General features: G+C 66.0%; 11 protein-coding genes. 2 read left to right on the forward strand and 9 right to left on the reverse strand.

Annotated elements, in window-relative coordinates; translation table 11 throughout:
• Positions 1–3 precede the first annotated feature (3 nt).
• Positions 4–933 (forward strand): OmpA family protein, encoded by a 930-nt coding sequence (locus L810_RS28975; protein ID WP_021161812.1) that lies wholly within the window; start codon positions 4–6, stop codon positions 931–933.
• An 85-nt stretch (positions 934–1,018) separates the two neighbouring features.
• Here the strand turns inward: L810_RS28975 and tssA are convergent, their stop codons facing one another.
• From tssA to L810_RS29020, 9 genes are all read right to left on the reverse strand, one after another.
• Positions 1,019–2,140 (reverse strand): type VI secretion system protein TssA, encoded by a 1,122-nt coding sequence (gene tssA / locus L810_RS28980; RefSeq protein WP_021161813.1) that lies wholly within the window; start codon positions 2,138–2,140, stop codon positions 1,019–1,021.
• A gap of 39 nt (positions 2,141–2,179) precedes the next feature.
• Positions 2,180–4,849: a type VI secretion system ATPase TssH gene (tssH, locus tag L810_RS28985; protein WP_021161814.1), complete on the reverse strand. Its 2,670-nt coding sequence runs from the start codon at positions 4,847–4,849 to the stop codon at positions 2,180–2,182.
• 404 nt (positions 4,850–5,253) lie between these two features.
• Entirely contained in the window at positions 5,254–6,354 is a 1,101-nt protein-coding gene (tssG, locus tag L810_RS28990; RefSeq protein ID WP_021161816.1) for a type VI secretion system baseplate subunit TssG, read from the reverse strand.
• On the reverse strand, positions 6,318–8,153 hold the full coding sequence (gene tssF, locus L810_RS28995) for a type VI secretion system baseplate subunit TssF (RefSeq protein ID WP_021161817.1): 1,836 nt from the start codon (positions 8,151–8,153) through the stop codon (positions 6,318–6,320). The genes tssG and tssF overlap by 37 nt, the downstream gene beginning before the upstream one ends.
• A 77-nt stretch (positions 8,154–8,230) precedes the next feature.
• Positions 8,231–8,716, reverse strand: coding sequence for a type VI secretion system baseplate subunit TssE (gene tssE, locus L810_RS29000; RefSeq protein WP_021161818.1), 486 nt, complete (start codon positions 8,714–8,716; stop codon positions 8,231–8,233).
• 62 nt (positions 8,717–8,778) lie between these two features.
• Positions 8,779–9,282, reverse strand: a complete 504-nt coding sequence (locus L810_RS29005; protein ID WP_006477093.1) for an Hcp family type VI secretion system effector — start codon at positions 9,280–9,282, stop codon at positions 8,779–8,781.
• A 70-nt stretch (positions 9,283–9,352) separates the two neighbouring features.
• Positions 9,353–10,843 (reverse strand): type VI secretion system contractile sheath large subunit, encoded by a 1,491-nt coding sequence (gene tssC / locus L810_RS29010; protein ID WP_006477094.1) that lies wholly within the window; start codon positions 10,841–10,843, stop codon positions 9,353–9,355.
• A gap of 15 nt (positions 10,844–10,858) precedes the next feature.
• A complete protein-coding gene (gene tssB / locus L810_RS29015; protein WP_006484395.1) occupies positions 10,859–11,374 on the reverse strand; it encodes a type VI secretion system contractile sheath small subunit in 516 nt (171 codons plus the stop codon).
• A 46-nt stretch (positions 11,375–11,420) separates the two neighbouring features.
• The gene (locus L810_RS29020) at positions 11,421–12,059 is read right to left on the reverse strand and encodes a tetratricopeptide repeat protein (protein WP_042976611.1); all 639 of its coding nucleotides are present in this window, start codon (positions 12,057–12,059) and stop codon (positions 11,421–11,423) included.
• Positions 12,060–12,432: 373 nt separating this feature from the next.
• Here L810_RS29020 and tssJ point away from each other — a divergent pair, with 373 nt between their 5' ends.
• On the forward strand, positions 12,433–13,044 hold the full coding sequence (gene tssJ / locus L810_RS29025) for a type VI secretion system lipoprotein TssJ (protein WP_042976613.1): 612 nt from the start codon (positions 12,433–12,435) through the stop codon (positions 13,042–13,044).
• Positions 13,045–13,063: the final 19 nt, after the last annotated feature.

The following is a 13,063-nucleotide window of genomic DNA, read 5'->3' on the forward strand; positions in this document are numbered from 1 at the left end:
GGGATGCATCGCATGAATCACGTCCTCGCCGCCCTCCTCGCCTCCGGCCTGCTCATCGGCAGCGGCACGGCCTTCGCGCAGAACACGGGCGCGACGGTCACGCCGGTCGGCACCGGCACGGTCGCGACGACCGCGCTGCCCGCGAACCCCGGTGCCGCACCGGGGACGGCGTCAGGCGCCGTCGTGCACGGCACGGCCGGCACCGCGAGCACCATCACGCCGCCGCCCGCGGCCGCGACACCCGGCCAGGTGGTCGTCGGCGGCAAGGTGCCCGACGAGGCGACCAAGGCCGCCGTGCTGCAGAAGCTGCGCGACACCTACGGCGCGACGAACGTCGTCGACCAGATCGAGGTCGGCGACGTCGCAACGCCGCCGAACTGGAGCGCGAACGTGCAGAAGCTGCTCGGCGCGCAGCTCAAGCAGATCAGCAAGGGGCAGCTGAAGATCAACGGCACGCAGATCGAGATGAAGGGCGAGGTGCACAACGAAGCGCAGCGCCAGCAGCTCGCGAGCGACATGGCGAACACGCTGAACCCGACGTATACGATCAGGAACGGGCTGCGCGTATCGGCATCCGAACAGGGCGTGCTCGACCAGACGCTCGCGAACCGGACGATCGAGTTCGAGACGGGCAGCGCGACGCTCACACCGCAGGGCAAGCTGATCCTCGACCAGATGGCGGCCGCGCTCGCGAAGATGCAGAACCGCACGGTCGACATCATCGGCCACACCGACAACTCGGGGAACCGCACATCGAACATCGCGCTCAGCCAGGCGCGCGCGGATGCGGTGAAGGGTTACCTGATCACGAAGAGCATCCCGCCGCAGCAGATGACGACGACGGGTGTCGGGCCGGATCAGCCGATCGCGCCGAACGATACGGCGGACGGGCGCGCGCGGAACCGACGGATCGAGTTCCGGGTGGGGCAGTAAGCGTAGAGGGGTGTCACGGGCCGCTTCGTGCGAAGCGGCCCGGCAGGCGACGGGCGGCGGCAGCGATGCGCCGCCCGTTTCGCGTTTACGACTGCTCGTCCGGCCTCACGCCCAGCAGTTCGCGAATATGCGACAGCGAGCCGTCGTCCTTCACGACGCTCTCGAGCCACTTGTGCAGCGGCATGTCGGCCCATTCGGCCGCCTTGTCGGCGAGATACGCGACCGGGCTGTGCGGCTCGGTCTGGCGGAAATAGCGGGCGACCGCGCGCAGCTGGTCGACGGCCTGCGCACGGTTCTGGATGCCGGCGATCATCTGCGTCACCGGGGCGCGCGGAACGGGCTGCGGCTGCACGTGAGTCTCCTCGGTCTGAATCGGATTGCCGAACACCGGCTCGATGCGCTCGGGTTGCGCCTGCGGTGCCGACTGTGTGTGCGGCGCGCTGCCCGTATAACCCTGCTCGCGCGCAAAGCGCTCGGCGAGCCGGTACACGGTCTCGAACGCGTCGCGCGCCTGCCGGAAGCTCGGCGCCGAATCGCCCGCGCGCTCGACGAGCCGCTCCTCGAACGCATCGAGCGCAAATTCGAATGCCTTCAGGTTCGCGAGCAGCGCCGTGTAGAACGCGATCGACGTCACGCGCCGCGACGAATCGATCTGCTCGATCGACGGCTTGCCGCGTGCGATGTCGTCCGCGTGTTCGGGGTCACGCTTGATGGCCTGCGCGACGTGCTGCGCCACTTCCCAGTCGAGCGTGCTGAACGCGTTCGACGCGCCGTCCGTCAACGGCACCGCGCGCAGCAGCTCGGCCGTGCGGCCGGACAGCCACGCGACGTTGCCGAGCCGGTGCTCGATGTCGTCGTCTTCGGGCAGCGGGTGGAAGGTGTCCCAGAAGTCGCGGCACAGGCCCTCGAGCAGCGCATAACCTTCGGTGAGGCCGGTGATGCCGTCCTCGAGCGCGAGCGCCTCGGTCAGCCACACGGCGAGCCGCAGGTCCTTCGTGCGCGTGCGCAGCAGCTCGCCCGCGTGATCGACGACGAAGCCCCAGTCGGCCTCCTTGATCTCGGTCACCCATTCGCCCTGGTCGAGCGTCGGATCGTCGTAGCGCCGCGCGTCCTGGATCGCGTCGAATTCGTTCGAAAACAGCAGGTCGTCGCCGCTGGGCGACGCATCGCTGATCGGCGTCAGCAGCTCGGGGAGATTGATCGGCATGGTTTCAGTTCATCAATGCTGGGTGATGCGCGGCCGCGCTCATTCGACGGTGTACGTGAATTCGCCGGCCTCGTCCGCGCGCACCGCGATGCGCGCGATGGCCGCGCCGTCGGCGATCCGGCCGAGCACGTGGCCCGCGATCTCCGGCAGCAGCGTGCCGTTCAGGATATGGTCGACGTTGCGGGCGCCCGAATCGACTTCGGTGCAGCGCGCGAGCACCGCGTCGACAAGCGACTCGTCCCATTCGAACGCCGCCTTGTGGTTCGCCTCGATCCGGCGGCGGATCCGCTCGAGCTTCAGCTCGATGATCTCGGCCAGCACGTCGTCGGAAATCGGGTAGTACGGCACGACCTTCATCCGCCCGAGGAACGCGGGTTTGAACGTCTTGTACAGCTGCGGGCGCAGCGTCTCGGCAAGGGCATCCGGATCGGGCAGTTCCTCGGCCGGCTTGTTCAGGCACGCCTGCATCACCGCGGCGGAACCGACGTTCGACGTCAGGATGATCAGCGTGTTGCGGAAGTCGATCTCGCGCCCTTCCGCATCGTCCATCGCGCCCTTGTCGAACACCTGGAAGAACATCTCGAGCACGTCGGGGTGCGCCTTCTCGACTTCGTCGAGCAGCACGACCGAATACGGGTTGCGGCGCACCGCCTCGGTCAGCACGCCGCCTTCACCGTAGCCGACGTAGCCCGGCGGCGAGCCCTTCAGGCCCGATACGCTGTGCGCTTCCTGGTACTCGCTCATGTTGATCGTGACCATCTTGCGCTCGCCGCCGTACAGGATGTCGGCCAGCGCGAGTGCCGTCTCGGTCTTGCCGACACCCGACGGCCCGACGAACATGAACACGCCGCGCGGCTTGTTCGGATCCTCGAGGTTCGCGGTCGCGGTGCGCACGCGCTGCGCGATCGCGTCGAGCGCATGATCCTGGCCGATCACGCGCGCGGTGAGCAGCGGCTGCAGGTTCAGCACGGTGTCGATCTCGTCCTTCACCATCCGGCCGAGCGGAATGCCCGTCCACGCGGCGACGATCTCGGCGACGACATGGCCGTCGACCTGCAGCGGCACCATCGGCTCGCCGCCCTGCAGCGCGTGCAGCGCCGCGACGCGCTCGGCGAGCTTGTCGCGGGTCGCCTGCATGTCGACCGGCTGGCCGTCTTCCGACGGGCCGCGTGCCTTGTCGAGCGTATCGCGCAGCTCGGTGATCTCGGCGACGATCACGCGCTCGGCTTCATAACGCGCTTCGTCCTTCGCCAGTTGTTCGAGCGCCGTGTCGCGCGCGCCGCGCAGCTCGCCGAGCCGCTCGTCGTGCGCCGCGCCACCCGCCGCCTCGCGCTCCAGCGACGCGATTTCCGCGTCGATCCGCTCGATGCGCTTCTTCGTGTCGTCGATCGCCGCCGGCGTCGCGCTGTGCGCGAGCGCGACCTTCGCGCACGCGGTGTCGAGCACGCTGATCGCCTTGTCCGGCAGCTGGCGGCCGCTGATGTAGCGGTGCGACAGACGCACGGCCTCGGTGATCGCATCGTCGAGGATCCGCACGTTGAAGTGCTTTTCCATCAGGCCGGACATCCCGCGCAGCATCGCGGCCGCGAGCGGCTCGCTCGGCTCCTCGACCTTCACGACCTGGAAGCGCCGCGCAAGCGCCGCGTCCTTCTCGAAGTACTTCTTGTATTCGCTCCACGTCGTCGCGGCGATCGTGCGCAGCTCGCCGCGCGCGAGCGCCGGCTTCAGCAGGTTCGCCGCATCGTTCTGGCCGGCCTGGCCGCCCGCGCCGATGATCGTGTGCGCCTCGTCGATGAACAGGATGATCGGGTGCGCGCTCTTCTTCACCTCGTCGATCACGCTCTTCAGGCGATTCTCGAACTCGCCCTTCACGCTCGCGCCGGCCTGCAGCAGCCCCATGTCGAGCACGTGCAGCGCGACGCCGCGCAACGGCGGCGGCACGTCGTCGGCCGCGATGCGCAGCGCGAGGCCCTCGACGACCGCCGTTTTGCCGACGCCGGCCTCGCCGGTCATGATCGGGTTGTTCTGGCGGCGACGCATCAGGATGTCGATCGCCTGGCGGATCTCGGCTTCGCGGCCGATCACCGGGTCGATCTTGCCGTCGCGTGCGCGCTGCGTGAGGTTGGTCGTGTACGTGTCGAGCGCGGGCGTCTTCGACGGACCCGCCGCGGGCGCCGCGCCGTCGGCCGCCGGCGCAAGGCTGCCGTCTTCCGTATCGCCCTGGCGCGGTTCGGCCTCGCTCGATCCGGCCATGATTTCGTCGAACTTGTGCTTCAGGTCCGTCACGTTCACTTCCGCGAACTGCGACGACATCCGCTGCGCGAACTGCGCGAGATCCGGCGCGGTCAGCAGCGCGAGCAACAGGTGCCCGGAACGGATGCGGCCGAGCTGCGAATCGAGCGACGCGATCAGCCACGCCTGCTCGAACAGCGCGATCAGGTGCACGGAGAACACCGGCGTGCGCGTGTTGCCGGTCTTCAGGCGCGTCAGTTCGCGCTCCAGATCGGCGCGCAGCGCATGCGGATCGACACGGCTCGCGCGCAGCGCGAGCGGCAGGTCGCCCGCCGGCTCCTCGAGCAACGCGAGGAACAGGTGCTCCAGATCGACTTCGTAGTGGCCGCGCGCCAGGCACGCGCTCGCCGCACGCTCGGTCGCGTGGCGGCACAGCGGGTTCAGTTTCGTGATCAGGGTCTTCAGAGGCGTGCTCATGGCGTCGATCTCAGGTTCGATTGCGTGTTTGTTGTTAGGGTCTGTTTACATATGGAACGCGCATGCGTTGCCACGAGAACGGCCGCTCGCGAGGCGCGCGACGACCAACGGAAGTCCCCGTGGGACGCCGCGAATACTGACGTATTCGCAAGGAGCGCAACGCGGCGAGCGGCCGTTCTCGTGGCAACCCCAAATCAAAAAATTCATATCACGGGAATGCCCGAAATCGCCCGCATGGCGGCGTCGCTCGTCACTTGTCCCCCAAGGGGACTTCCTGCGGGGCGTTTGGCTCGGCCAAACGGCGCTCCTCACTTCTTGCCTGCGCCCCGTTAGGAAGTCCCCTTGGGGGACGAGCGATTTCGGGCATTCGCATGCGCGTTCCATATGTAAACAGACCCTTGGAATCAGTGAATCACGTGCAGTTCGTAGCGCGCGTCGGAGCGATCCTCGAGCGCGTCTCGCGTGCACAGGAACGCGTCCCAGCCGAGCCGCGAGCCGGCGCCGAGCACGCTCGCACCGACCTCGGTGCGCTTGAGCACGAGCTTCACCTCGTATTCGAGCGTGACGCCGGCCAGCAGCGTCAGCATCCGCTCCAGTGCGACGGCCTGCGCGCCGCCGGGCAGGAACGCCTCGTAGTCGCGCTTGGACAGCGGGCCGACGACGATCCGCGCGCGCATGTCGCGCTGCCATACGCGTTCGCCGACGAGCGCCGTCGCGCCGAGCACCGCGTTGACCTCGCCGAGCACGCTCAGCTGGTCGGGCGGCACGTCATACCACTTGCCGACGAACTGGTCGATCTTCACCGGCACGCGGAAATAGTCGGACAGCGTGCGCTGCAGGTATGCGGCCGACATCGGCCGGTGCCGCGCGGCCAGCGCATAACCGGCAACGGCCTCGTCGAGCACGCCGCCCACGCCGGCCGCGAGGCTGTCGCGCACTTCGTCGCTCGGCACGCCCGCGATCGCGAGCAGCAGCGGCAGATAACGTTCGTCGCGATCGAGCTCGTAATGGAACGGCAGCCGGTATTTCTTCCACGCGGCATAGAACAGCGCGGTCGCGCGGTTCGAGAACACGTCGAAGAATGCGCGCGCCGCGTGGTCGCGCTTCAGGTGCTCGCGCGCGATGATCTGCTCGGTGTAATGCAGCGGCAGCGCGCCCTGCCCGCCCAGCAGCCCGAAGAACGCGGGCGTCAGCTCGACGTGGCCGAGCTCGCCGGCCGCGAGCGCGGCGCCGCGCTGCTCGTCCGTCTTCAGTTGCGTGCCGTCGCCGTCGAACGAGCGCGCGCCTTCGATCTCGCTCGGCGGAAAGCCGAGCGACAGCGTGTTGCGGAATTCGATGCGCTGCGCGACCACGTCGCCCTGCCGCCACGCGCCGGGCGCATCCGACGCCTGCCGCGCGAACAGCCCTTCGAGCACGCGCACGGCCTGGAAGAACTCGAAGCGGTGCGGTTCGTCGAGCAGTGCGTCGACTACGCCAGGATCGATTCGCCGGTCCGGGGCTTGCATCGGATGATCTCCTCGCCGGTGCGCTTCGACACGACGACTAGTTGAACGAAACTGTTGAGGTGGACGTACAGCCCGAAGAAGCTGTCGAGCACGCGCACGAACGAGGCCAGGCTCGCGCCGACGAAGTGCTCCTCGTCGATCGTCAGGCGGATCTCGATGCCGCGCACGAAGGTCGCGAACGGCTTGCCGGGCAGCCACTGCACGGCGCCGCGCTGCTCGACGCCGGCGAGGCCGTCGATCTGGCGCATCGACACGGCGGTGCGCCGCAGGTCGTACAGCGTCAGCATTTCCTTCAGCGGCGCGAGGCCGTGCGCGACCAGCGACACGTGATTGAGCGCGAGGTGCGACACGAGCCGCCAGTGCGCGGCGCGGCCGCGCTCGAAGCGCACGCTCTGCGTCGGGCGGCGCAGCATCGAGATGCCGCTCGTCTGCGCGCCGCCTTCCTGGAACAGGTCGCCGCCTTCGAGCCCGAACGCGAGCATGGCCGGCAGGTCGCGGTTCGTGCAGGTGAGATCGAGGCTCAGCGTGTCGGTCTGCGGCGACGTCGGCTCGAAATCGATGTCGACGATCGAGATTTCGGTTTCATAACCGGGGCTCTTCTGCGCGACCCAGTCGTTGCGGCGCGCGAACCAGTAATGGCCGATCCGCGCCGATTCGCCGTGATGCAGCGAGTAGAACGGCCGGAATTCGATCACCGATTCCTCGTGCGCCTGCTGCCTGACGAGCTTCACCGAATCGATCGAGTACACCTCGTACGCGAACGCGCGCCGCGCCTCGGCGATCACCGGGTAGGACACCGCGCGGTGCGTGATGCGGATCGGCTCGCCGTGCTGGCGGAACAGGTTGACGATCGGCGTGCAGAACAGCCGGAAGTGGCTCGCCGTCAGCAGCTCGAGCAGCCGCGCGACGTGCGAATCGCTGCGCACGTCCTGCAGCACGAGGTGCAGCGTCGCCCGCTGGCAGCGGCCCGTCGCGCGCGCGATCGCCGCGATGTCGAAATCGACGAAATCGAACTTGTCGGGGAACGCGAAGTATTCGGTGAGCAGGCGATACGCGGGATGCGATTTCGCCGGGTAGTCGATCAGCGCGTCGTCCTCGTCGAAGCCGGCGTGCGCGATCGGCAGCTTGCGCAACGCGGTCCAGCGGCCGTTGCGTTCGGGCTCGACATACGCGCCGAGCACGTTGACGAACAGGCAGTCGGTCAGCGCGGCGACGAACGACTGCTCGCCGTGCAGGTGCGCGCGCAGCGTCGGCAGCTTCAGCGCACCGAGATCGAGCTGCGCGGCGAGCGACTCGAACGTGATCGAGATCACGCCCGTCGCGTTCGACGGCAGCACCGTCGCGCTCGGCGCGAGCGCGACCGGCGTGTAGCGCGCTTCCGAGATGCGGATCGGTGCGAGCGTCACGTCATAGGCGGTGCGGAACCGGCACTGCACGCCGCGGATCGGGCGGCTCTTCAGCTCGGTTCCGCGATCGATCACGACCGGCTCGGTCTGCTGGCCGGGCGAGGCCGGCGTGAACTGCGCGATCGAGCACGACGGGAACGGCCGCAGGTAGTGCGGATAGAGCACTTCCAGCAGCGCTTCGGTGAATTCGGGGTAATCGTCGTCGAGCTTCTTGTTGATGCGCGCGCCGAGCAGCGCGAACGACTCGATCATCCGCTCGACGTGAGGGTCCTCGCAATGCTCGCCGGACAGCGCGAGCCGCGCCGCGATCTTCGGATAACGTTCGGCGAAATCTCGCGAATAGCGCCGCAAAAACGATAATTCGCGCTCGTAATACGGCAGCAATTCTTCCATCGACGACCCCGAACCTCAATATTTCCTGCCGGACCCTGAACCATCACCGGGCGGTCCGGCCCGCTCGGCGGCTTGATTTACTGCATTCTGGCGGCACGTGCGCGCGTGACCGAATACTGCAGCGTCGACGGCTGCAGCATCGCGTCGAAACTCACCGGCTCCTCGGCCGGGTGCACGACAAGCAGCGCCTGGATCGCGAAATAAAGCGCGTTGGTGGCCTGCTCGTTCAGCTCGAACGTCACCTGCACCTGCTGCAGGCGCGGCTCGTGGCGCGCGATGGCCTGCTGGATCGACTTGCAGATGAACGCGCGGTCGTAGTGACTCGCCAGGCTCAGCCCTGCAAAATCGTTCAGCCCGTAGGTCAGCACCGACTTCTGGCACTCCGGCAGCGTGGCCAGCTCGTTCTCGGTGTGGGCGATACGGGTGTTGAGGATCGCCTCGACGTCGCGGGCGACCGTGTTCTTGAGCTCGTCCAGCGACAATTGCCGCATCGCTGCCGAGGCCGGCAGGTGCGGTTCGTCGTCGAACAGCTTGTCGAGAAAACTGGGTTCGAATCGTTTCATCGGCCGGTATTCACAGCGAAAACGGCAACGGGACGCCGAGCGCCCCGCTGCCGCAACCGACCTTAGACCGCGTAGGTCTTGTCGTTCTTCGTCAGACTCCAGGCGCCTTGCGTGTTGCCGCCCTGGTTGCCGCCGATCTTCTGCTGGGTTTGCTTCCACTGCACGGCTGCGTACTTCAGCGAGAACGTCTCGAGCGGCAGACCTTCCTCGCGAACGCTCGGGGCGATGCTCGAGATGATCACGTACTTGAGCTTGACTTCCAGATACTGCACGCGCTTGCCTTCACCGTCAGCGCGCGAGAAATGAACCGTCACCTCGTCGAACGTGGTACCGCCCGAAGCGTGTTGGTACAGCAGCGGGCTCGACGAATCGATTTCCTTCGTGAAAATCATGTCGCCGTGCTCGCAACGCGTCATCGTGTGACCGCCAGCGGTCGATGCGGTTGCCGAACGCGGCTGAACGATCGAGTGATCCCACGATTTCAGTTCGATCCAGCCCTGGTGGTCCTTGTCCGCGGACTCGCCCTTCACCGCGGGACTACCAAACTGCAAGTGCATATGTAACATGGCCCTTCGACTCCCCAAAGAGGTGGTTTTAACGTCCTACCCAGGCGGCCCGCCCGGGCGATTTACTCGCTTATGAATTTGCCGGTTTGGGCAGATCAGCGACAAGTCGCAGAGAAATCGAGAGTTCGTCGAGCTGAAAGTGCGGGCGCAGGAACGCGACCGAACGATACGAGCCCGGCTTGCCCGGAATCTCCGACACTTGTATGGATGCCTCGCGCAGCGGGAATTGCGCCTTCTGTTCCTGCGACGCGTTGTCGTCGAGCAGGACGTACTGCGAAATCCACCGGTTGAGGAAAGTCTCTACGTTCTGCGCCGATGCGAAGCTGCCGATCTTGTCCCGCATCATCGCCTTCAGGTAGTGCGCCACGCGCGACACCGAGAAGATGTACTGAAGCTGGGCGGACAGGACGGCGTTCGCATTCGCGCTGTCGGTGCTGTATTTTTTCGGTTTCTGCACCGATTGCGCAGCGAAAAACGCAGCGTAATCCGAGTTCTTGCAATGAACGAGCGGGATGAAGCCGAGGTCGCTCAGTTCCTTCTCGCGGCGATCGGTGATCGCGATTTCGGTCGGGCACTTCAGCGCGACTTCACCGTCGTCGGTCTTGAACGTGTGGGTCGGCAGGTCCTCGACGAGGCCGCCGCCTTCGACGCCGCGGATCGCCGCGCACCAGCCGAAGTCGTCGAATGCGGCCGTCAGGCGCGCAGCGAACGCCCACGCGGCGTTGCACCACAGGTACTTGTCGTGGTCGGTGCCGTCGACGTCTTCGACGAAGTTGAAGTTCTCCGCGGTCTGGCCGTCCTTCGGATTGAACGGCAGGCGACCGAGGAAGCGCGGCAGCGTCAGGCCGACGTAGCGCGAATCCTCTGCGTCGCGGAACGACTTCCACTTCGCATATTCGACCGTATCGAACACCTTGCCGAGATCACGCGGCTTGCCGAGGTCGGAGAACGACTCGAGGCCGAGCAGCTCGGGCGACGCCGACGCGATGAACGGCGCGTGCGCGGCCGCCGCGACGTGCGACATCTGTTCGATGAAGTACATGTCTTCGGGCTGGCGCGAGATCTCGTAATCGCCGATCAGCGCACCGAACGGCGAGCCGCCGAACGTGCCGAATTCCTCTTCGTAGACCTTCTTGAACAGCGCGCTCTGGTCGAATTCGCTCGCGCCCTTGAAATCGCGCACGAGGTCGCGTTTCGGTGCGTGCAGCGCCTTGATCTTGATCGTCTGGCCGGTGTTGCTTTCCTTGACCAGATAGTCCATCCCGCGCCACGTGCTTTCGAGGCGCTGGAATTCCGGCGCGTGCATCACCGCGGAAAGCTGCGTGGAAATCAGGCGGTCGAGTTCCGCGACGCGCGCGTCGATCGTGGCCGACAGGTTGTCCGACACGATCACCGTGCCGTCGAGCACCTGGTGCACGAGTTCGCCGATCAGGTCCTTCGCACGCGCATGCTCGGAATCGGATTTCGCGACCTTGCTCTTCTCGACGATGTCGTCGAGCAGCGAAGTCCCGGCGGCGTATTCCGCGCCGCTCGCTTGGGCCGCAGCCGTTTGCTGGTTCATCTCAACACTCCGTCGTCATTCGCCGTCTTTGTCGCCGCCGGTGCCCTTCGCGAGCTCCTGCAGCTGCTGCGTGTTCTTCAGCACCTCGGACAGCAGATCCTCGAGCTTGTCGTTGCCGGCGAGCTTGTTGCGCAGGTCGGCGAGCTTCGAGCGCGCCTCGAGCAGGCGGCGCAGCGGCTCGACCTGTTCGACGACTTCGTCCGGGCTGAAATCCGACAGCGAGCGGAACTTCAGGTCGACCGCGAACTTGCCGCCTTCCGGGCTCAGGCGGTTTTCCACCTGGAACGCGGCACGCGGCTCGATCGCCTTCATCACGTCGTCGAAATTGTCGCGATCGATATTGACGAACTTGCGGTCGCGCAGCTTCGGCTGCTCGATTTCGGACTGGCCCGCCAGATCGCCGACGACCCCGACGACGAACGGCAGTTCCTTCACCTCGATCGCATCGCCCTTCTCGACCTCATAGGTCAGCTGGACGCGCGGCGGCCGTATTTTCTGCAAGCTTTTCTGAATGCTTTCTTTCTTGGCCATCTCGACGGCTCCCAGGTTAGTTGTGGTTATCGCGTCAGTTGCGGTTTCAGTTGCGCAGTGCGCCGAACGGATCGCCGCCCTTCGGCGCGGCGCCGCCCGACGACGTGTTCGCCGGCGGCACCGTAGCGGTGGTTTCGGCGGCCGGCGTCGTGCCTTTCTTGTGCACGACCGTGCGGGTCCTCTTGATTCGGCCGCTGGGGCGGGCAGTCGTCTCCGGCGGGAACAACGCCGATTCGCCCAGCGTGTCGCGCAGTTGCTTCGCGAGCGCCTGCGCATCGGACTTCGCGTCGCCCGCGAGCGACGAATCCTGACGCAGCTCGCCGAGCGACTGCGTCGCGATCCGCAGGCCGGCCACGGCCAGCACGCTCTTCGCCTGACGGTCGGTCGCGTCGCGCTGCAGCGCTTCCTGCGCGGCAACGATTGCCTGACCGTAGTGGTTCTGTGCGAACTGGATTTGCGCGATGCGCGACCACGGCTCCTCGCGCGTCGGATCCGACTTCGCGAGCTGCTGATACAGGCCGAGGGCCTTGTCCTGGTCCCCCGCCTTCGCAACTGCGTCCGCATCGGCCAGCGACTTGTTGAACACCTCTGCAGTCGGCGGCGCGGGAGGCTGGCTCGCACAACCGGCGATCACGCCGCAAGCCACTACTACCCCAGACAGTTTTGCGAAGAGACGGTCTTTCATCGTTATATCCACCGGCGCGTGAGTTTTAAATCGTTGAGAATCTGGTTCTTTTGCTTTGCAAGAAGCGCGCGGGTATAGTACCGATCAATTTTTCATAATTCAATCGTCGTGTGAAGAGTAATTCCTTTTAAAACCGGGCGCTACCCCCTCCAATGGCCGCTCGCCGCGGGCTCGCAGCGATTTTTCTTTCGGCCGGAATGGGCAAGTTTTACTGGTTGCACGACGCGCCGCCGGGGCGGCGGAAAAAATTTCCGGGCGCTCGCCACGACGCGGGCGTGCTTAATAGTTGAACAGTGCAATGTCGGGGATACGCAACGCGCGCGGAAATACCCGGCAGATTTGACAGGGATAAAGGCAGCACGCCGGAAATACGATGAGATCGTTGATGATTCGCTATGCGCTGCCGCTGGTTGCCTGCGCCCTTCTGGCCGGATGCGCGGCCGCCCCGCTGCTCGGCTCGGCCGCGAGCGCCGTGATGTCCGCGGCCGGCATCGGCAAGCCCGAGGTGCCCGACGCGCAGAAGCCGCCGCGCAACCTCGGCATCACGCTCGCCGCGGCGCCGAACCTGAACGCCGCGACCGACAACAAGCCGCTCGCGCTCGTCGTGCGGCTCTATGCGCTGAAGGACCCGACGTCGTTCCAGCAGGCGCCGTTCGACGCATTTACGGATCCGACCAAGGAAAAAGCCGCGCTGGGCGCGGATTTGCTGAACGTGCGTGAAATCACGCTGATTCCGGGCCAGCGCTATACGGCGACCGAGAAGGTTTCGCGCGAAGCGCAAGCGTTCGGCATCGTCGCGCTGTTCCGCGATCCCGCACTACAACGATGGAAACTGACGTTCGATCCGGTGAAGTCGGAGAAATCCGGCATAATCATCGGCCTGCATAATTGCGCGATGACGGTCACCGATGGCACCGTCATCGCACCGCAACAGGGTGCGCCTTCGCAACCGCTGAATTTGCTTTCTTCGGTCTCCTGCGGTTAAACATGACGCACGAATGTCA

This window comes from Burkholderia sp. AU4i (assembly GCF_000466765.1).
Classification (GTDB): Bacteria; Pseudomonadota; Gammaproteobacteria; order Burkholderiales; family Burkholderiaceae; genus Burkholderia; species Burkholderia cepacia.

Coding starts and splice junctions, on each gene's coding strand:
- L810_RS28975 (WP_021161812.1), top strand. CDS start 4: ATGCATCGCATGAATCACGTCCTCGCCGCCCTCCTCGCCTCCGGCCTG.
- tssA (WP_021161813.1), bottom strand. CDS start 2,140: ATGCCGATCAATCTCCCCGAGCTGCTGACGCCGATCAGCGATGCGTCG.
- tssH (WP_021161814.1), bottom strand. CDS start 4,849: ATGAGCACGCCTCTGAAGACCCTGATCACGAAACTGAACCCGCTGTGC.
- tssG (WP_021161816.1), bottom strand. CDS start 6,354: ATGCAAGCCCCGGACCGGCGAATCGATCCTGGCGTAGTCGACGCACTG.
- tssF (WP_021161817.1), bottom strand. CDS start 8,153: ATGGAAGAATTGCTGCCGTATTACGAGCGCGAATTATCGTTTTTGCGG.
- tssE (WP_021161818.1), bottom strand. CDS start 8,716: ATGAAACGATTCGAACCCAGTTTTCTCGACAAGCTGTTCGACGACGAA.
- L810_RS29005 (WP_006477093.1), bottom strand. CDS start 9,282: ATGTTACATATGCACTTGCAGTTTGGTAGTCCCGCGGTGAAGGGCGAG.
- tssC (WP_006477094.1), bottom strand. CDS start 10,843: ATGAACCAGCAAACGGCTGCGGCCCAAGCGAGCGGCGCGGAATACGCC.
- tssB (WP_006484395.1), bottom strand. CDS start 11,374: ATGGCCAAGAAAGAAAGCATTCAGAAAAGCTTGCAGAAAATACGGCCG.
- L810_RS29020 (WP_042976611.1), bottom strand. CDS start 12,059: ATGAAAGACCGTCTCTTCGCAAAACTGTCTGGGGTAGTAGTGGCTTGC.
- tssJ (WP_042976613.1), top strand. CDS start 12,433: ATGAGATCGTTGATGATTCGCTATGCGCTGCCGCTGGTTGCCTGCGCC.